This is a genomic window from Rhizobium sp. BK376 (assembly GCF_004341625.1).
GTDB lineage: Bacteria > Pseudomonadota > Alphaproteobacteria > Rhizobiales > Rhizobiaceae > Rhizobium.
In genome coordinates, this window is record NZ_SLZG01000020.1 from 26,597 (window position 1) to 44,772 (window position 18,176).

Annotated in this window: 19 protein-coding genes and 1 pseudogene; 7 read left to right on the forward strand and 13 right to left on the reverse strand. The window is 58.1% G+C overall.

Translation table 11 applies throughout. The features are described from left to right. Positions 1-473 precede the first annotated feature (473 nt). Both EV561_RS38480 and EV561_RS38485 read right to left on the reverse strand, forming a co-directional pair. Complete coding sequence (locus tag EV561_RS38480) at positions 474-2,036, reverse strand: acyltransferase family protein (RefSeq protein ID WP_281026228.1); 1,563 nt, start codon at positions 2,034-2,036, stop codon at positions 474-476. Beyond that, positions 1,919-2,455, reverse strand: coding sequence for an acyltransferase (locus EV561_RS38485; protein WP_281026226.1), 537 nt, complete (start codon positions 2,453-2,455; stop codon positions 1,919-1,921). Before EV561_RS38485 ends, EV561_RS38480 begins: the two co-directional genes overlap by 118 nt. A 415-nt stretch (positions 2,456-2,870) precedes the next feature. On the opposite strand from EV561_RS38485, the gene EV561_RS29050 reads away from it, so the two are divergent. The 4 genes and pseudogenes from EV561_RS29050 (at position 2,871) to EV561_RS29060 (ending at position 5,908) form a co-directional block, all read left to right on the forward strand. Further along, positions 2,871-4,298: an ISNCY family transposase gene (locus tag EV561_RS29050; protein ID WP_132527026.1), complete on the forward strand. Its 1,428-nt coding sequence runs from the start codon at positions 2,871-2,873 to the stop codon at positions 4,296-4,298. 383 nt (positions 4,299-4,681) lie between these two features. Next, entirely contained in the window at positions 4,682-4,897 is a 216-nt protein-coding gene (locus tag EV561_RS29055) for a hypothetical protein (protein WP_132527028.1), read from the forward strand. Positions 4,898-5,026: 129 nt separating this feature from the next. Continuing rightward, a pseudogene (locus tag EV561_RS38490) lies at positions 5,027-5,200 on the forward strand (LysR family transcriptional regulator); the annotation flags it as partial. Between the two features lie 21 nt (positions 5,201-5,221). Then, entirely contained in the window at positions 5,222-5,908 is a 687-nt protein-coding gene (locus tag EV561_RS29060) for a substrate binding domain-containing protein (protein ID WP_245513051.1), read from the forward strand. Between the two features lie 56 nt (positions 5,909-5,964). Here the strand turns inward: EV561_RS29060 and EV561_RS29065 are convergent, their stop codons facing one another. After that, positions 5,965-7,551: a SulP family inorganic anion transporter gene (locus EV561_RS29065; RefSeq protein ID WP_132527032.1), complete on the reverse strand. Its 1,587-nt coding sequence runs from the start codon at positions 7,549-7,551 to the stop codon at positions 5,965-5,967. Positions 7,552-7,954: 403 nt separating this feature from the next. On the opposite strand from EV561_RS29065, the gene EV561_RS29070 reads away from it, so the two are divergent. Continuing rightward, entirely contained in the window at positions 7,955-8,653 is a 699-nt protein-coding gene (locus EV561_RS29070; protein ID WP_132527034.1) for an SDR family oxidoreductase, read from the forward strand. Between the two features lie 353 nt (positions 8,654-9,006). Here the strand turns inward: EV561_RS29070 and EV561_RS29075 are convergent, their stop codons facing one another. The 6 genes from EV561_RS29075 to EV561_RS29100 all read right to left on the reverse strand — a co-directional run bounded on the left by EV561_RS29075 (position 9,007) and on the right by EV561_RS29100 (position 13,112). After that, positions 9,007-9,789 carry a sulfite exporter TauE/SafE family protein gene (locus EV561_RS29075; RefSeq protein WP_245513037.1) on the reverse strand — a complete coding sequence of 261 codons (783 nt, stop codon included), beginning with the start codon at positions 9,787-9,789 and terminating at the stop codon, positions 9,007-9,009. Then, positions 9,786-10,217 carry a YeeE/YedE family protein gene (locus tag EV561_RS29080; RefSeq protein ID WP_132527038.1) on the reverse strand — a complete coding sequence of 144 codons (432 nt, stop codon included), beginning with the start codon at positions 10,215-10,217 and terminating at the stop codon, positions 9,786-9,788. Before EV561_RS29080 ends, EV561_RS29075 begins: the two co-directional genes overlap by 4 nt. Further along, on the reverse strand, positions 10,214-10,624 hold the full coding sequence (locus EV561_RS29085) for a YeeE/YedE family protein (RefSeq protein WP_132527040.1): 411 nt from the start codon (positions 10,622-10,624) through the stop codon (positions 10,214-10,216). The genes EV561_RS29080 and EV561_RS29085 overlap by 4 nt, the downstream gene beginning before the upstream one ends. After that, complete coding sequence (bigR, locus tag EV561_RS29090; protein ID WP_132527042.1) at positions 10,621-10,968, reverse strand: sulfite-sensing transcriptional repressor BigR; 348 nt, start codon at positions 10,966-10,968, stop codon at positions 10,621-10,623. The genes EV561_RS29085 and bigR overlap by 4 nt, the downstream gene beginning before the upstream one ends. After that, positions 10,959-12,257 carry a bifunctional sulfur transferase/dioxygenase Blh gene (gene blh, locus EV561_RS29095; protein WP_132527044.1) on the reverse strand — a complete coding sequence of 433 codons (1,299 nt, stop codon included), beginning with the start codon at positions 12,255-12,257 and terminating at the stop codon, positions 10,959-10,961. The genes bigR and blh overlap by 10 nt, the downstream gene beginning before the upstream one ends. A gap of 504 nt (positions 12,258-12,761) precedes the next feature. Beyond that, positions 12,762-13,112: a VanZ family protein gene (locus EV561_RS29100; protein ID WP_132527046.1), complete on the reverse strand. Its 351-nt coding sequence runs from the start codon at positions 13,110-13,112 to the stop codon at positions 12,762-12,764. A gap of 1,150 nt (positions 13,113-14,262) precedes the next feature. Here EV561_RS29100 and EV561_RS29105 point away from each other — a divergent pair. Next, positions 14,263-14,550: a cytochrome c gene (locus EV561_RS29105; RefSeq protein WP_165927951.1), complete on the forward strand. Its 288-nt coding sequence runs from the start codon at positions 14,263-14,265 to the stop codon at positions 14,548-14,550. Positions 14,551-14,720: 170 nt separating this feature from the next. Here EV561_RS29105 and EV561_RS29110 read toward each other — a convergent pair whose 3' ends face one another. From EV561_RS29110 to EV561_RS29120, 3 genes are all read right to left on the reverse strand, one after another. Beyond that, a complete protein-coding gene (locus EV561_RS29110; protein ID WP_132527050.1) occupies positions 14,721-15,251 on the reverse strand; it encodes a hypothetical protein in 531 nt (176 codons plus the stop codon). A 288-nt stretch (positions 15,252-15,539) separates the two neighbouring features. Beyond that, complete coding sequence (locus tag EV561_RS29115) at positions 15,540-15,818, reverse strand: HU family DNA-binding protein (protein WP_132527052.1); 279 nt, start codon at positions 15,816-15,818, stop codon at positions 15,540-15,542. A gap of 297 nt (positions 15,819-16,115) precedes the next feature. Next, positions 16,116-16,691: a hypothetical protein gene (locus tag EV561_RS29120; RefSeq protein ID WP_132527054.1), complete on the reverse strand. Its 576-nt coding sequence runs from the start codon at positions 16,689-16,691 to the stop codon at positions 16,116-16,118. A gap of 187 nt (positions 16,692-16,878) precedes the next feature. Between EV561_RS29120 and EV561_RS29125 the strand changes: the two genes are divergently transcribed. After that, positions 16,879-17,121 (forward strand): helix-turn-helix transcriptional regulator, encoded by a 243-nt coding sequence (locus EV561_RS29125; protein ID WP_281026227.1) that lies wholly within the window; start codon positions 16,879-16,881, stop codon positions 17,119-17,121. A gap of 388 nt (positions 17,122-17,509) precedes the next feature. On the opposite strand, the gene EV561_RS29130 is transcribed toward EV561_RS29125, so the two are convergent. Continuing rightward, a complete protein-coding gene (locus EV561_RS29130) occupies positions 17,510-18,109 on the reverse strand; it encodes a hypothetical protein (protein ID WP_132527058.1) in 600 nt (199 codons plus the stop codon). Between the last annotated feature and the right edge of the window lie 67 nt (positions 18,110-18,176).

Genomic DNA, 18,176 nt, shown 5'->3' on the forward strand with positions numbered 1-18,176 from the left:
CTTGGGGTGCGGCCAGCAAGAAGTCGTGTGATCTCCGTGGATTGGATGACGACCAAAGGATGGGTATTCATGCGCCTGAGAAGCGACCGGGCTTTTGGCCATATGGGAGAAAGTGGCCTGCCGAATGTCCCCTCGGGTGCAAGCTCGTAGAACAGGCCGGGGATCGAACTCTCCCGTGCCGATGCTCAACGGCAAGCAGACGGTTCTGCCTCTCATAATAGAGCGATAGTAGATCACGAGAGGCAACATGCGCCTTCAAGATAGCATTGGGAGGAAGCGTCAAGTCTGTCATTTTCCCTGTTGAGCACTAAAGGGCGAAGTGACCGCTGCTCGAATGTGAGCTTCTCCGGTGCAGCGGCCAGGGCCCCTGCTCGCGCGTTTCAAGATCAGACCTTGGGCCTACTCGCCTTCACCCTGACAACGCATGAGCCATCGTCGCTGAACTACCACGCCTCAGCTGCCGTTTGCGACATTCAGCTTGTCGGCCAAGTCCGAAAGGGTGGGCCAGACACACTCAGATGTGCCATCATGCCGAGAAGCGCATCGCAATGCTGGTTGGCACAGAAGGCAGGCAGCGGATCGACGATCTCCGCATTATAGGTTTGCGCGAGTTGAGTCAGGACTTCCCGGGAAAGCGCCTGCCTCTTGTTTAAATAGTCCCAGGGCGGCGCGAGATCGGTTGACGTTCCTTCCATGGCCGCCTTGGCCGCGGCTTCTGGAATGTAGTGGCCCATTTCCGGAACATCGTGAACGAGAATGACGCGGGTTCCGGCCTTCTTCAGGTCATCCAGCAACCGCGACAAAGCCGCCTTGATCGGGGCCGACTTGTCTGCCACTGGCGGCGGAACGGAGGGATCGAAATAGACGCCTTCGTTTGGCAGCTCGGCGTCGTGGATGTATTTCGGCCAGTAGGCGGCCAGGAAAACCAGCGGAATGTGCCGGGATAGGATCAGGTCCTTGACCGCGTCGTTGAACGCGCCGCATCGCTCGGTATCACCACGCGCTGAAAGCGGGACGCCCGGAAGCGGCGGACACGACGCATGCCCGGCAAACAGTCCGGAAACGCCGGCAGCGCGAGCGGCAACGCCGATCGCCGGGGCCATTGCGCCGGAATGCGAGTCGCCCCAGACGACGAAAGCCGGGTCTTGCGATGACTGAGCGCCGACATTGCAAAGCTTGCCTGCACGAATATCGGAAATCGATGGACCGCCATTGTCATCGATAAAGCAGGGCGAGACGCCATATGGCCCTGCATCGTACGTCGCCGCGTATATCTTCTGAACGCTGTCAGGCAGGCGGCCGGGAATACCCTTCATATGGACGACGGTATTGCCGAGAATAACTGCTCCAACGGCAACCACGATCGCGCCGCCAAAGACGGACTTCCGTCCGATATGGCTTCGATTTCCCCGGAACGGGCGTTCGATGAAGGCCCAGGATAGGGTCGCAATCGAGCCAAGGACGACGAGGAGGGTCGTCACAAGGCCCAGCGAATAACCGCTCAGCATTCTTGTGAAGACGATCAGCGGCCAATGCCAGAGATAGAGGGAATAGGAGATCAGGCCCACTGACACCAGCGGCGGAAAGCGCAGCAGTTTCGCAGTCACCCGGCTGCCATTCCCGAACTGGATAGCGAGCGCCGCTCCAAGGCAGGGCAACAGCGCCGCGATGCCGGGAAAAGCCATGCGGTCATCGAACCCGAAGACCGCAACGGCGATCAGCGCCAGGCCAAGGGCCACCAGGGCTTCTTTCGGCAGGTCGGCAATCCTCTGCGGCAGTGGATTGAGTGCGACCAGCGATCCCAGCAGCAATTCCCACGCCCGGAACGGAAGCAGATAGAAGGCGGCACTCTGGGAGCGCTCGACCATCCAGGCGCTGGCCACCAGCGAGGCCACGAACAAGATCACTAAAACAGCGGTCAGCCGCCGGGGCGCGAACCGATGGATTGCGATAAGAAGCAGCGGGAAGAGGATATAGAACTGCTCTTCGACGGCGAGTGACCAGGTATGCAGCAGAGGCTTCGTCTGCGCCGCGATGTCGAAATATCCGGTTTCCTTTTGAACTGGAAGTTCGAACCGAACATTGCCGCCGCCTTCAGGCTGCGCGCGAAATACTCCATCTCGACCGGCATCAGCAGCAGCCAGGCAGCGACCGCACATGCAATCATGACAGCGAACAGCGCCGGGAAAATCCGCCGGATGCGACGCTCGTAAAAGCGTATCAGGCTGAATTCGTTGCGTTCGAGTTCTCCCCCGACCAGGCCTGCCATCAGGAAGCCGGAGATCACGAAGAAGACGTCGACGCCGACGAACCCGCCGCCAAAGCCCGAAACTCCGGCATGGTAGAAGACGACGGGCAGAATGGCGATTGCTCTTAGACCGTCGATATCTGCCCGGTAGGGCATGTCTGGCCGCGATGCGTCAGAAATCGATCGGCGGCGATATTCGATATTCAACTTGAAACCCTTTGAGCGCACACATCTTCGGCGCTTGTGTCCGACGGAAGGCGGTCAAATACTGGAACAAACTGAACGCACCCTGAAATGTCCGCGTATACGCTCTCTACGATTGAGCGGCGAGATGTTCCTGACGAACGGTTTGCTATGTTGCAAAGGCACTGGCCGGAGCCATCAGCTCCGGCCAATAGGGTCTAACTCAGCAGCCTGGAGACCGCGTTCCTTATCCTCGCCTGATCGTTCCATAATTCCTATTATCTGATCTTTAGCTGTAATGGCATTTTAGAGATGCGACACATAGGCCAGTTAGAGATGCGACAGTCGTCGCCTCTTGGGATGCTGGTCGAGCGTCAGCATTGGGAAGCAAGATTAGCGACGTGCATCGTGGCCGAGGTCATCTTTGTTCGGAGTCGTCATGTCTTGTTTGATTGTCATGTCTCAAAAGGAATTGCATCGTCTTGAACAAATTCAGCGGGTTCGCCAAGGCAGCCTGACGGTCACACGGGCGGCTGCGCTGCTTGGGCTCAGTCGCAGCCAGGTCCATCGGCTGCTGCAAGCCTATGACGAGAATGGCGCTGACGGTCTCGTTTCGAAGAAGCGCGGCCGTCCGAGCAACCGGCGCCACAGTGAGGACTTCCGCAATCTGGCTCTCGACCTTGTGCGTGAGCATTACGCGGATTTTGGCCCAACGCTGGCGGCCGAGAAGCTGATCGAACGCCACCGGATTGCCGTCAGCAAGGAGACACTGCGCCAGTGGATGATGGAAGCCGGCATCTGGGTGTCGCGACGCGAACGTAAGAAGCGGGTTTTCCAGCCGCGCGGCCGGCGCGATTGTTTCGGCGAACTCGTTCAGATCGACGGCTCGCTTCATTGGTGGTTCGAGAACCGTGGCCGCAAATGCGCCCTGCTCGTTTATATCGACGATGCCACCGGCAAGCTGTTGCATCTGCGCTTTGCGACTTCAGAGAACACCTTCGACTATCTGCACGCGACGAAGGCTTATTTGCAGCAATGGGGCAAGCCGATCGCGTTCTACAGCGACAAGCATGGCATCTTCCGCAGCACGCATGCCTCGATGACGGACCGGACGAGCGGTCTGACGCAATTCGGTCGGGCACTGTATGAGCTCAACATCGACATTATCTGCGCCAACACCCCGCAGGCCAAAGGCCGCGTAGAAAGGGCCAATCAGACGCTGCAGGATCGGCTGGTGAAGGAACTGCGGCTTCGCGGTATCGATACGATCGAGGCGGCCAACGCCTATGCGCCGGAGTTCATGGCGGATTTCAACGCGCGTTTTGGCAAGCCTCCACGCAATCCGAAGGACATGCATCGACCGCTGGCCGATCACGAGAACCTGGATGGTGCCATGTGCCGCAAGGAGGTTCGCAAGCTGTCGCATTCCTTGACGCTGCGCTATGACAAGGTGATGTTCATCCTCGATCCGACAGAGCGCGCAACGGCGCTGACGGGCAAGAAGGTTGTCGTTTGCGATTATCCTGACGGACGACTTGAGATCACAGACGGAGAAGCCTCCCTGCCCTACAGGACGTTTGATACGTTACGGTCAGTACACCGATCCGAGGTGGTCGAGAACAAGCGGCTGGACGACATGCTTTCGATCGTCGCTGAGCTGCAGGCTGGGCGTCAGCAGCAGCGCAGCAAAAGTGGCCCGCGTCGAGGCGGACAGACGGATCACATGTTCGGCATTCCCGATGGCAGCGTGAGCAACGGTTATCAGAAACGCGGCACCAAGCCTGGACGAAAGACGGATTTTACGAAGGATCCTGCCGTCATCGCCCGACGGCGGCAAGCGTTGGTGAGCTGGCGTGTCGCCGAGTGATGTGAGCGATCCGGTTGAGAAAGCTAAAGTATATGATTGCGCCCGAGCCATCCGCCGCCGACCGGGCTGCGCAACCCTGACCAGCTCCACCCGGACGGCGGCTCGCGCTTGCGTATCCATAACTATAGAATCTTGCATATTCAGTAACATTGGATAGTATGGCGTCGCGTTTCTAAATTGCTTACTTTGTCTCATCTTTAAATAGCTGTGACATTAGCCGGCTAATTATAAATTCTATCTTCAAGTGCGACATGACAATGATTTCAATGGTTTCGCTTTGGAGATTACAGCGTCTCTCACTACTAGAATCTGCTCACCCTCGTCATTCGACCCCGATTCCGCCTTGTCAGACGCAAAGTTTCCGGTAACGGGATGGCTTGTCCGTGGAGCGGCATCATGCGCCGATCTATCGCAAGCTCAGCCGCAACATCCTCGTCGCCAACGCCGTTTCGGGCCGCTACGTCTACGACTGTCTAAGACATATCACATGGTCTACGATCGGCGGCCGAAACTTCAAAAACTGTCCGGTTGGCGCCGTCCGGCGAGCGGTGATCGACCGGATTGTCTACAGCGGGTCGATGCAGCGGATCGCAGCCTGATCCGCTAAGACTGGCGTCGGTTCTCTGTTAGAGATGAAAGATTTTAAGCGCTGTGGTCGCTCGATTGATCGTTTCGATCCCAGGGATAGTTCTATATGATCTCGGCGCACTCTTCGAGATTTTCGAAAATTGGACACGTTAGAGGCTCTTCGATTGTTTGTTGGCATCGCCGAGGTGGGGAGCCTTTCGGCAGCCGCGCGACAGCACGCCGTTGCGACATCGACAGCCACCGCCGCCCTCCAGCAGTTGGAAAATCAAGCGGGAACGACGTTGATCAGACGGTCAACGCGTCGTCTCTCGTTTACCCATGAAGGACTTCAGTTTTTGTCCGACGCCCGAAAGTTGCTCGCGGATTGGGATGCTTCCGTTGGCGGGGTCAAGGATGGGCCGCTGCGAGGCACGATCAAGATGACGTCTACAGTCGACTTCGGAAGAAGCAAGGTCGTTCCGGCGATAGACCGTTTCATGGAACTACACTCCGGCATTTCCATCGATCTGCATATTTCCGATACCGTCATGGACCTTGTCGAGCACAATATCGATCTTGCAATACGGAACGGACCTCTAAGAGATTCATCCCTCAAGGCACGCCTTATCCTGCGCGGCCAGCGAGTGATCTCTGCAGCGCCTTCGTATTGGCAGGCACGAGGCATGCCATTACATCCCGAGGATCTCGGAGCCCACATCTGCCTCATGGTGTCCCGGCCCGGTACGACTTTCTCAACGTGGCATTTTGTCGAAGGCGGAAAGTCTGTCTCGGTAAGGGTGTCCGGAAACCGCGTGACGAACGATGGCTCGATCCTGAAAAGATGGGCGCTCAAGGGATATGGCGTCTTCCTGAGCCCTGTTTGGGATATTCGAGAAGAACTGTCATCGGGCGCTCTCGTCCCTGCCCTCGATGGGTTTCTTCCGGATAATGCCAACCTTTACGCTGTTACCGACGGCAGCGCGGCCAGCCACCGTGTCCGGGCCCTGATCGACTTCCTGGCGGACGAGTTCAATCGTGAATAGTCAGGAAGAAGCGCAATAATTTGCTTTCATTTCAGTGCCCGCTCGCAGCTGATGCTCTAGACCACTGCGGAAACCGCATCATCGACGCTGAAGCTGCACCGCTCCTGAAGATCGCTGCCCGTAGACATGAATAGATCCCGCACGCGATCATGCACCCGGGCGTACTGAACCTTCATTCCTCGACCACTGATTGCGCCGTCAAATTCGAGAAGCGATTCAAGCGCCGTGCTATCCAGATCGATGCTCTCCTCCAGACTGATGACCACCGCGCGAACCGAGGAATCCTTTTCGATGTTTTTCTTGATGGCGGCAAACACCGGATCCGCGTTGGCGAAGAACAACTGCTGCGAGGGTCGCCAAATGCCAATACCCTCAACCGCCGCCGCATCGGGGTGTCGAGCGATGTCGACGAAATCATGGCTCCCGCGGAGCCGTCCGAGTTGGGCAACATGCGGATAGGCAAGCCGTTGTAACAGCGCAGCCATGGAAATGACAATTGCGAGGACGACGCCATCAATGACGCCCAGGAAGATGACGCCTACCGCCGCTGCCAGAGCGATGATCAAGTCCCTCTTCAGACGCCACAAGTGGATCAATGCAGAAGGATCGACGGCGTGGGAAAGAGCAGCAATGACCACTGCCGCTAGGACTGGCTTCGGTAGGAATGCGATCTCGCTCGCGAAAAAGAATACGAGGAAGGCAAGGGCTGCCGCAGCAATTGCTGCCGTTGCCCGGCTTTCTGCTCCGGCCGCCTCGCTCGCCTGCCCCGCCGAGAACCCGGCTCCGACCGGCATCCCCTGAACGACTGCGCTGATTAGGTTCGCTACGCCGATCGCGCCCACTTCCCGGTTCGGGCTGACGGTTTCACCGTGTCGCAAGGATAGGGAACGGATCGTTCCCCAGGATTCGGCAAACAGGATCAGTGCCAGAGGAAGCGTGTAAGGAAATACCTCCCGAATCTGCGACCACCTTGCCAATTCAATTTGGGGCCAGCGCGGCACAAAGTCGATCACACCAACGACCGCGACGCCTCGGCCTGGTAAATTCAAGGCCCAGGACGTGGCGATACCGATTGCGAGAACCAGAAGCGAGCCGGGCAGCGCGGGAAAGCGTCGGAACACCATGAGAGCGCCAAGCGCCAGCAATCCGATAATCACACTTGGAACATGCCAGCGTGGAAGCGCGTGGACGATTCCGGTGACCAACCGCGGGACGCCGGGCGCGGCAATCGGATACCCAACCAGTTCCGGAACCTGTTTCAGAATAATCGTGATCGCCAAACCGAAGGCGAAACCGCGCAGGACAGGTCGTGAAACGAATACAGCCAGATTACCCAGCCTCAGCAGTGAGGCCGAGAGAAAGATTAACGACACCAAAGCGACCACGAGCGACATGAGCACGGTCTTGTCGTCTCCAGCGCCTGGGACGGCCGCCAGTGTCGCGGCGAGGATTGCCGCGGATGAAGACGTGGGTGTTACGATCGCAAAACGGCTTCGCCCAACCAGGGAATAGGCCACGCAGCCGATGACGGCGGCGTAGATAGCGTGCTGGGCAGCGACGCCCGCGATCCCGGCATAGGCTATCGCTTCTGGAAGTATAAGAGCGCTAAGGGACAGGCCCGCTACCCAGTCACCCTTCCGCATATCTCACTGCCACCCTTTCGTCTTCGCGCCCGATCTTAGCCTCCTAACGATATCATCAGTGCTCGGTTCGGCGAAGACTTGCGCTGCGCTCCCATAGTCCTGGAACGATTCCCAGTTTCACTCACCGCAGCAGATGCTGCGCAATTCGCATTCCCAGATCCCATCCCATTCTTGCCGCGGCAAAAGAAATGAATCGCCCTGTGCCATCACGTCGACGGGATAGACAGCGCCCGCATTCGTCGGGCGAGCCCCCTGCTCCCATCTCTCGTATTTTCCGAAAGGTGCCTTCGAGTTAAGCCCAATTATCGCGAACGGGGAAACAAACAATATTCTGTCGGCAGCCCCTTGGCGCGGCCATCTTCCGCAAGCCGTGACCAAAATAATTCCTGGAAGGACAAAGTTCATGACTAAAGTTGCAATCGTCACCGGCGCTTCGCAGGGCATCGGCGCCGAAATCGTCTTGGCGTTTCGAAAGCTCGGCTACCGCGTTGTCGCGACCTCGCGCACGATCAAACCATCGGAAGATCCGAACATCCTGACCGTCGCGGGTGATATCGGCGATCCTGGGACCGCCCAGCGTATCGTCTCGGAAGCCGTCACGCAGTTTGGCCGGATCGACACGTTGGTGAACAACGCTGGGATCTTTATCGGCAAGCCTTTCACCGAAAACAATATCGAGGACTATAACGCCGTCATGAACGTGAACATGGCCGGCTTCTTCCACATTACCAAGCTGACCCTCGCTGAAATGGAAAAGCATTCGAGCGGCCATGTGGTGAATATCACCGGCAGCATCGACAACGGCATCAGCGGCGGCCACACGGCGCTGGCTGCCCTTACCAAGGGTGGTTTGAACGCCGTAACACGTGTACTGGCGATCGAATATGCCAAGAAGGGCATTCGGGTGAACGCAGTCGCGCCGGGCGTCACCGACACCCCTATGCATTCTAAGGAACATCACGAAATGCTGGGCTCCTTACATCCGCTTGGTCGCATTGGCAAAGCGAGCGAAGTGGCCAGCGCCGTTGTATTCCTGGAGTCAGCAGAGTTCGTCACGGGCGAGATCCTGCACGTTGACGGCGGCCAGAGCGCCGGCCGCTGAGAACGCCGACGGAGTATTGGACTTGCTGCGAAGCGCTTCGTCGGCCTTCCCCGGAAAGCCGAATTGCAGGTTCCGTTCCGATCGTACGAATTCTGCGCTCCACGTGATTGCGCCAGTCTTCGCAGCACGAGAACACCCGGCGCCGGACACTTTCGCTGAAACCTCGAACATGATTTCGATAGAACCGTATCGGGTTCAGCGACCCGAGAGACGGTGAGCTCGGTTGCCTGACGATTACATCTATGGTGCGGTCCAGACGCGGGGATGCTAAGGTCCCAGCAGTGCATGCCGCCGGCATGAGGAACGGCATCACCATTGGACCTAAGTCGGCTCATCGCAGTCAACGTGCCGGATCAGCCAATCATCAACGTTCCCCAGTTCCGATAGAGGATGTAACCGGCAACGATGAAGATGAGTGCGGAAAACAGGCGGTTGAGGATGTCCTTATAACCGCTGAGGCGTATGGCGAGCAGCATGCCGAGCACACCGCCGACGATGCCGCCGCCGATGAACTCAGCGGCGAGCCACCAGTCCACCAGACCCGAACTTGCGTAGTTCAGGGCGGTCGCCAATCCGAACGCACCGACAGAGAGGAGAGATGTGCCGATCGCATTGATCATCGGCATGCCGGTCGCCAGCATCAGACCGGGAACGATCAGGAATCCGCCGCCGATTCCGAAGAAGCCGGATGCGGCGCCGGCGGCGAGCGCCACGGCTGCGGTCGTGAGGCACATTCTGAGGTCGATCGGTCGGCATTCTATCGAAGCCGACTTCTTCGGCCTCAGCATCAAGATGCCAACGACGACCATCAGAACACCGAAAAGAAAGATCAGGCGATCGCCATCCATGGCCTTACCTAAACTAGAACCGCCAAGCGCGCCGACGACGCCGAGCGTGGAGAAGACGGCCGCGCAGCGCCACCAGACGTGACCCTTGATCGCATGACTTGCGAAGTTCGCAAACGCGTTCATGGAGACGGCAAGCGCACCTGTGCCAATGGCGACATGGGGCTGCGCCACGCCAACGACGTAAAGGAGTAGCGGAGTCGCCAGGATGGACCCGCCGCCGCCAAGCAGACCGAGCATGAAGCCGACGATCCCGCCGGAGCCGGCCGCCGCGAGGATGGAGGTGCTCATGAGCTTCTGCTCCATACTTTGTCATACAAGATCATTCCAGAAAGCATGGCGATGACAAATAGAATCGCCTGCGGGATGCCGACGGATAGGGCGGCGACCGCGGGTCCCGGACAGAAGCCACCGATGCCCCAGCCCAGACCGAACAAAGCCGAACCGGCGACCAGAGGTGCATCGATCCGCCGGTTCGTCGGCACATGGAACGTATTGTCAAAGACCGGATGCCGCATCCGCTTCATCACTCGTATGCCGAGGAAGGCAACGACGACGGCGCCGCCGAGGACGAAGGCGAGACTCGGGTCCCAAACACCGAAGACGTCCAGGAAGCCCTGGACCCGGGCCGGGTTCAGCATGCCGGAGAGCGACAGGCCGAAGCCGAAGACGATGCCCGAGGCGAGAGCGGCAACGAATTGCGAGATGTCCCGGTTCATAATCCGAGACCTCGCACAATAGCGACGGCGGCCACGCCGGCCGTCAGGAACGTGGCGACCGCCACCATGGAACGCGGCGACAAGCGCGCAAGCCCGAGCACGCCGTGGCCGCTGGTGCAGCCCGATCCCATGCGAGAGCCAAAGCCGACGAGCAGTCCGGCGACGATGATCAGCGGCCAGCCGGTGGAGATCTGCACGATCGGCCAGCCGCCGAATATGATCAGGTAGGCGAGCGGTCCCAGCAGCAGCCCGATGACAAAGGGGAGATTGGTGGCCAGGCCGACGCCTTGGACGAGACGCCCGACGATCCCGCTGATCCCGGCGATCCGCCCGTTGAGGAGCAGTAGCATGACTGCTGAGGCACCGATGAGCATGCCCCCAACCAATGAAGGAAGATGCGCACTCATTTTTCTTCCTCCACACAGAAGATGTCATAGAGGGCAGCAACCAGTCGGGCGGCCTTCTCCTCCGTCAGGCGATAGAAGATCTGTTTTTTCTCCCTACGCGTTTCGACGATGCCGGAGCCGCGCAGCACCGTCAGATGCTGCGACAGATGCGGCTGGTGGACGTCTACCTTCCCTTCCAGCTCGCCGACCGAATACTCGCCTTCCATCAGGCTACAGACGATCATCAGGCGTGCGGGATGGGACAGCGTCTTCAAGAGGTTGGCGACCTCTCCGGCCCGACTGGCGATCTCGGCTGGAGAAAGCCCGGCCTTCATCATCGCGTTCAGGTCAGTGCTCATTCCCATACCGCTCCCTGCAATGCATCGAGCGGAAACTTGAGGTAGCGCCTGCCGTTCGCTTCAGGCTCCGGGAGCCGCCCACCGCAGATGTTTACCTGCAAGGCATGCAGGATGAGCTTCGGCATTGGCAGTGTCCTGTCCCGCCTCGCCCGCAGCGCCACGAACTCTTCGTCACTCACGCCAGCAAGATGCGGATTGGACTTCTTCTGCTCGGCCACCGTGCTTTCCCAACGAGGGGCCCGGCCATCGGGCTGATAGTCGTGGCCGGTGAAAATCCGCGTCTCGTCCGGGAGCGAGAGGATCTCTTGGATCGACTTCCACAAAACCCGTGCGTCGCCGCCGGGGAAGTCGGCACGCGCCGTGCCGCTATCGGGCATGAAGAGCGTGTCGTGCACGAAGGCCGCGTCGCCAATCACATAGGTGATAGAGGCGAGTGTATGTCCGGGCGAGAACAGCACTTTCGCATCGATCGATCCGACCTTGAGCGCATCCCCATCGGCGAAGAGGCGGTCCCATTGCGAGCCGTCGGTGGCAAGCTCGGGCCAGTTGTAGATGCCACTCCACAGCTTCTGGACGTCCACAACGTGCTCGCCGATCGCCGTCTGCGCGCCCGTCCTCTCCTTCAGATACTGGGCCGCCGAAAAATGGTCGGCATGCGGGTGGGTATCGAGAATCCATTCGACAGTGAGCCCGTTGTCGCGGACGTAGTCGAGGATCGCGTCGGCATTGAAGGTCGCCGTTGCACCTGACTTCTCATCGAAATCGAGGACAGGGTCTATGACGGCGCACACTCGGGTCGCCGGATCGGAAACCACGTACTGAACGCTCCAGGTGCGCTTGTCGAAGAAACCCTTCACCTGTGGACGGCGCGCTGCATGTCGCTTGAGCCAAGCCGCAGCGACGCCTGTTTCGACGCCGCGGCTTCGTCCGAATTCAACGATCTCATCCGCGGACATGCGACCGTCGAGCGCCTCTCCGATCAGGTAGAGACTGACTGAGCGCGTGCCGGTCTTGCAATGGGCGAACACCAGACCTTCCGATCCATTGACAGCGCGCTGGAAGGCTCGCACATCCGCCTCGGTGATGGTACTGGTCGTGACCGGAATGAACGCATAGGAAAGGTCGCAGTGCTTTGCTTCCCGCTGCTCGGCCAGCGTTCCGGGCTGTGCAGGATCTTCGTCATTCGGCCGGTTGTTGATGAGCGTGGTGAATCCTTTGCCCCGAAGCGACCGTATGTCCTCCATGCTCGGCTGCGATGAGACCGAGAGTTTCTCGGATATTGCGGTGATATGCATTGCTGACTCCATAGAGATAGCTCATTATATGATCTAATATATTATATATTAACTATTTCTCAAGAGCAGGCGTGGACATTTATGTTTTATCTTTGTTCGCTGAATCTCGCAGTCGGCTTTCCCTCTGACGTCGCTCGAGGCGCACGCAAGCCGAAGCACACGATCTCTCGACAGGCAGGCTGGGGGCGGTCTGCCAGATTGTCGCACCGTGCGCCTATTCACCGGGCTTTTAGCCCTCAGCGACCCAGCCCTTCAAGACAAGGTAACGATCGGCATTCCGGCCTGCTCGGCACTCGCCGGTATTGGGGGACCGTCCTTAGCGGTCTATACGGTCAGCGGTTAGGCGTTTAGAGGAGTTATACCTGCATCCCTTGCGGTCGGATTCGGTGATATCCTGCTCGGGTTAGACTTGAGCTCCCCTTGTCGCAGCGAGGCATTGCCACCAAAGACCGAACAGGCATCACGCCTTGCGAAAATGGGACCGTAGAAAGCCCCTTGCCGTGATCAGCGATGGCCGAACGATATGATTTGTAAAATGACTGCCCCAATCACAACACCGGTTAAGCCGCCAAGCGCCTTCAGTAGCGCGTCGTTGACCCTGGGATCGCGCCTTGGTGAGATGAGAAGCAAAATCTCGGACACTATGGCGCCGACAATACAGAATATTGCAACCACGCGCCGGTCGTCGGGATAAGAAAATGCAAAAAGCATCGACAACAGCACGAACATCGAAAGACTGTCGACGTTTGCGGTGGCAATAGCGCGCGGGCGCCAGCGCAACGGCGCAAGCGCCAAGAAACCCATGGTCGCCAACGAGATCCAAGCTATCACTCGGACCATATCAATAACACTCATGAGCACACGTTAGCAGAATATCGAAAACTCTCAAATCTCGACACAGCACAGGATATGAAATTCTCGGGTCCCTGAAATCATCGCCTTCACCCCAAGTCAAGGATGCTTGGAACCATGAAAATCGCAAACAGCGAGTTCCTGAGAAGGAAGCCGGACAGCTATTGGCCGAGAAAGGCGGGCAGGAGATTTGCACGAGCCGAATAAGCCACCTGCCCAGATATGTGAAACACAAAAAACAAAAACGCTACCGCAGCACAGATTGCAATCACTATTGCCATGACCGGCCATTTCATTTTGCCTTGTTGTTGAGGCACGGGCTCACGAACCCGTTGAACGTCTACCGGTGAGATCGACCCGGGATTGGGAAGCCAAGACAAATCCGCATCTGGGCTCTTCGGCAATCGCCTACGTCCCGGGGATGCGAAAACGTCTTTCGACACGGGTTCAAATTTTAGAACTTTGCCCATAACCGTCCTCCAGCAGCTTCAAAGCCTATACACCCGTCAACGAGATTTGAAGGAAAATTGCGCATGAGCGCAGTTTCGCGATTTAAAAGCTTTTCCAGATCGCCCATTCACCTGATTGACGGTCGGGCATGCCCAAACCCGCAGCAACGAGCTCGGGCCAGGTGTCGGCGAAATCCGTAGCACCTTTCCTGCCTGGTTGACCGTCGCCACCTTTCCAAAGAGATCCCGCTTTGCCACCAACATGGTCATAACCGGAAAGGCTGCCGGCCAGATCATGGGCGACTGATGGTCACAGTCGTGACAATGATGGCGTCGTCCTTCACGCAGAGATCGACCCCGCAGGATTAGAGCGGATTGTTCGACGTCACGATGGGCACCCCCTGGATAATATATTCAGGTGGCCGTCAGCTGGATCGGTCATCTGTGTCGTGCGGCCGGAAAACAAGCCAGGCATGGCAGGCAGGCAACCTTGGCAAGCCGCCGCGACTTGCGAGTGTTTCGCCGCCAGGCCGTGGCGGACGCCTTAGATGGGAACGTACTCATCTTCAAGTGCGTAGATCGAAGGATTGAAATCGATGACAAAAGCTAACCGATCCAAATTCTGTTCCACCTATTCTCTCGTAGTCGTCCTGGTTCTCGGTTGTGCGGTTGGACCCGCCTTGGCAGCATCTTTGAAGAGCCTCATGGGGGACATGCGCGACAACACAAATTCGGCCAAGGATGTTCTCACCAACTTCGATACTGCTTCCGCAAATAGGATCATGGAACGCTATGCCGTTGACGCTCGGGCCGCCAGCGATATGTTCACCGGTCAAGGTGGCGCGAAAGAAAAGGATCTGGCATCTCGCTTCAAGCAGCTTGCCGCCACGGCAAACGCCACAAGTCAAGCGCCGATGACCAAGGCCGGATTTCGTAAGGCGTTGTCGGACGTGACGAACGAATGCAAATCTTGTCATTCGGCCTATAATTGATCGGCTGCGTTTGTGACCCGTTGAGCACCGAAAACAGACTTTCGAGGCTGGGCTGGCCAAGGGTGACGAGCAAGGCCGAATTAGCTATCGACCCGGTGCCGTTCAATGCCTTATCGAGAGCACTTGGGGATTTAAAGTCTTCGCAGCACTCAAGGCACGCGATGTGTTCGTCACTGATGGAAACTGCTGGCTTTGTTTGGCCGCCACTCATGACGCTCGAAAGCCCGGGGGTCCTCAGCGATCGCAGCAGATACAACTGCCGATGCTTGCGCATTCGTTGCCTTCAGAAAGACCCCCTTGAAGTATGGCCGCTTCGATAAACGCGAAAGTCTCTTAGCGAGTATCAACGCCAACGGCGAGGACGATGGCATCGGGACGATCGAATCGAATTGGCCCTCTAGGTGGCCAACCACTGCATCCAGAATTGTGGGAATATGCGCGTTGAGCAATTTAATGCTGGATAAGCCCACGCTCAGTCCGTCGCGCTGCTTCAGTGCATAGATCAGAGGGCAGTTGTCACCAAGGACGCGCGTCTCACGCTGTCTCGCCTGCTTTGCGGATGTGCGCTTGCGCTGAAAAACACTGAAAACAGTGAAATCATCGAGATCATCTCTTGTTGGGTTTCCCTCCGCTGTGGTGGCGAGGTGCTCTGTAATATCATGGTCGACGATGACCACGTTGCCTTCTATGCGCAGCCCCAACTTCAACTCCGACGTGTTCCATCAAGCATGGTCGCCGTTTAACATTTCATGGACGATACCCGCAACACCGAAGGGGAAGAGATCCCCTACCCGAGCGCGCCGCCGTCGACTTGGCGAAAGCCTTGTTGCCAAACCATTTGGGCGAGATACATCTCTCCCGCTGCGGACATTTAATTCCAGTGCCCCTTGGCCGGTCTCCCCGTCTCATTGTTCCACAGCCTTTGGCGCCTGGCTGACGCAAGGTCCCGCCGATGGAGGATGTGGCCGAGCGCGCCCCCAAGTCCGCTATTACTTGTTCAGCGAATCCTTCACAGCCTTTGCAGGTGTGAAGCCGAGCTTCCTGGCGGCCGCGACCTTGATGACCGCGCCAGTCGCGGGATTGCGCGCATCGCGCTCTGGCGTATCCTTTACCTTGAACTTACCGAAGCCTGGAATTGACGTTTCAGCGCCAGAGGTGGCGGCTGCGATGATAGAGGCAAACACCGCTTCTACGATCGTCTTTCCCTGGGACTTCGTCAGTCCATGATCGGCTGCGATCTTATCGGCGATTTCATTGGTGGTGGTCATGACAGCTCCTGCGAAATACAGGAAAGCCTATGCACCGGAACTGCCACGTGTCACGGGCTTGTCATCCTTATCCGGCTTCAATTGTAGTATTTCCACAGGTTCCGGTGCGTCGCGAGCCCTTGCACCGAGCCGGCTCTCACATGCGAAAGCGAGATCGGTCGGTTGACGAAGCCACTCAACTAAGCCTGGAACCTCTGCTCACCAACGACAGATAAGCATCGGACCGGCCCGTTCGATTCCGGTTTGTGAGGTGTCAGGAGAGGCTCGATGCGCGCTCCTCCTCTCTCCCGCGTTCGTTTAGCAACAGAAGATCGAGCAGAACCGCGCGCAATTCCGGCCAGGGGTCTCCCCAATGCTTACGCTCGGTTCTTCCATCTCGATAAGGCAATGTAGTTTTGCAATGACGCCAATGATGGAGAGCGCTTGGGCGCGCAAAAGAGCGTGTGCGAGATCCATGGTGCGATCAGCGGCTTGGTTCTCGGCGGCGTAGGCCGCGCTGTAACCCAATTCTGAATCGGCCTTGTTCCAGGCGTTTCGAACGCTCGCCAGCTCGGCTTTGGCGACGGTGCGCGCCTCTTCCATCTCCAACCCGGGCAGGAGGCGATCGATTTCGTCAGCCGTGCGAGCCGAAATAGGCGTGGACCGATCGGGAACGGTCAGTTCGACGAGCGGAAATCCACCGACCTTACGCAAGAGCTTCCTTTCCAGCCGCTGCTGCCGCCGGGACAGCTCGTTCTGCCGGGTGTGGGCGGCATACCAGCGTCCCCAAGCGTGAATCACAGTATCCTCGCCGATGCAGCGGGCTGCCTCGGCGGGAACGTCGACGGCGATCTTTTCAGGCAAGGTCCCCAGGAAGATCGTCACGGACGACAACAAGTTTCCAGGGGAGTTTGTAGACAAAGTTCTGCTATTCTCAGAATCAGCCATGATCCAAGCTCCAGCAAGCTAGATTGTGGTAGGTCAAGCAGGGTGTTTGCAGCGCCTTGCTTGGCCGCGATCGCGGATTTTCCGATCGCCAAAAGAGTCTGAAAGATTGCATAAATAATGTCAAGGTTATGATATGATATCAGGTGATCAAGTTCGGATGGCGCGAGCCGCGCTAAAATGGGGTGTCCGAGACTTGGCCAAGCGCGCAGCCGTTACAGCGGCTACCGTCACTCGAATAGAAGCAGGGCGACCCGGCCATGCGGCCACGATACAAGCGATACAGGCGGCATTCGAACGAGCTGGGATCGAGTTCATCCAAGAAAACGGCGCCGGCGCCGGAGTTCGATTCGCGAAACCGAAAGCAGACGAGCAATAATAACCGCCTTCCTGCTCCGTTTGAGCGCAAGGGGCGCTGTGACCTTATCAATATTCGCCCAGCCAGATCGCATGGAGTTCATTTGCAGAACCGGAGCTCCGTTATCGACGGCATCTACGCGGTCCGAAAGTATCGAAAGCCGCTGCATATCGATCAATGCAACAGCGCACCCCTTCAGCGCCCAAGCTGGTAGACTTGGCAGTGGTGACCGTCATAGTTTGCTTCCAGCGCCTGCAATCGTCGGGGACTTGGTCGTCCGACTGATCGGAAGACATGGCCGGATCCCAGCTTGTCCCCTGCCTGCGACGGTGCAACTGTTTACTTAGGCTGGGATGGCCGGTTGGTGAATAGTTTACAGGTGCTCTGTGCGGCAGCGCTGCGCCGAGGTTCATCTGCCGTTATAACGCTCAAGCATTCGGCGCAGCTGCCGGTTCTGCTCGACGAGCTTGGCTGATAGTTGCGATCTCAAGCCTTCAATTTCCCGGTCCAGCTCCATCGCTTCGTCGAGAACCGTCTTCTTTGCCTGTACCGGCTGCTCTACTGCGATCGTCACGACCGCCGGCCTGGCAACGGCTTTTCGGGCCGTAGGCGCTCTTGTTCGCCGCTCTATCTGGCCTTCTGTGACAATTGCCGCACCCGGATCTTTCTCGGCAACCTGAATGGCGGAAAGGACCGGTGTTGGATGATCCTGTCTTTCGACAGCACTTTCCGGGGGCTGCTCAGAAGGCGACGGACCAATTTGCGGCACTGGCGGGGGCGGCACAGTCTCGGCATCGGTCGGCTCGACCTGCCGGTCCGTCTCGTTCTCTTCAACGGTTAAATCAGGGATTGAAGCCGGGACCACGTTCAATTCAGGTTGGAGCGCCTGGCTCGGCGCGAGCTCCTCACCCGATGGCTCAGCGGCAGCCGCCTCATCCGGCGTCGCATCGGTTTCTTCGGTCTTGCGGCGCGATGCAAGGCCCTTGATTAGCTGCCATGGTGATCGCATCGATCCCAAACTCCCGACTCGTTTGCTTGGTCCCATAGTACTGAGCGGGAGGCCGGGCTTGCAATGC

Bases quoted from the DNA above. Each gene is read 5' to 3' on its own strand.
- EV561_RS29050 (WP_132527026.1), top strand. From the start codon at position 2,871: ATGTCTTGTTTGATTGTCATGTCTCAAAAGGAATTGCATCGTCTTGAA.
- EV561_RS29065 (WP_132527032.1), bottom strand. From the start codon at position 7,551: ATGCGGAAGGGTGACTGGGTAGCGGGCCTGTCCCTTAGCGCTCTTATA.
- EV561_RS29070 (WP_132527034.1), top strand. From the start codon at position 7,955: ATGACTAAAGTTGCAATCGTCACCGGCGCTTCGCAGGGCATCGGCGCC.
- EV561_RS29075 (WP_245513037.1), bottom strand. From the start codon at position 9,789: ATGAGCACCTCCATCCTCGCGGCGGCCGGCTCCGGCGGGATCGTCGGC.
- EV561_RS29080 (WP_132527038.1), bottom strand. From the start codon at position 10,217: ATGAACCGGGACATCTCGCAATTCGTTGCCGCTCTCGCCTCGGGCATC.
- EV561_RS29085 (WP_132527040.1), bottom strand. From the start codon at position 10,624: ATGAGTGCGCATCTTCCTTCATTGGTTGGGGGCATGCTCATCGGTGCC.
- bigR (WP_132527042.1), bottom strand. From the start codon at position 10,968: ATGGGAATGAGCACTGACCTGAACGCGATGATGAAGGCCGGGCTTTCT.
- blh (WP_132527044.1), bottom strand. From the start codon at position 12,257: ATGCATATCACCGCAATATCCGAGAAACTCTCGGTCTCATCGCAGCCG.
- EV561_RS29100 (WP_132527046.1), bottom strand. From the start codon at position 13,112: ATGAGTGTTATTGATATGGTCCGAGTGATAGCTTGGATCTCGTTGGCG.
- EV561_RS29105 (WP_165927951.1), top strand. From the start codon at position 14,263: ATGGGGGACATGCGCGACAACACAAATTCGGCCAAGGATGTTCTCACC.
- EV561_RS29115 (WP_132527052.1), bottom strand. From the start codon at position 15,818: ATGACCACCACCAATGAAATCGCCGATAAGATCGCAGCCGATCATGGA.
- EV561_RS29125 (WP_281026227.1), top strand. From the start codon at position 16,879: ATGATATCAGGTGATCAAGTTCGGATGGCGCGAGCCGCGCTAAAATGG.
- EV561_RS29130 (WP_132527058.1), bottom strand. From the start codon at position 18,109: ATGCGATCACCATGGCAGCTAATCAAGGGCCTTGCATCGCGCCGCAAG.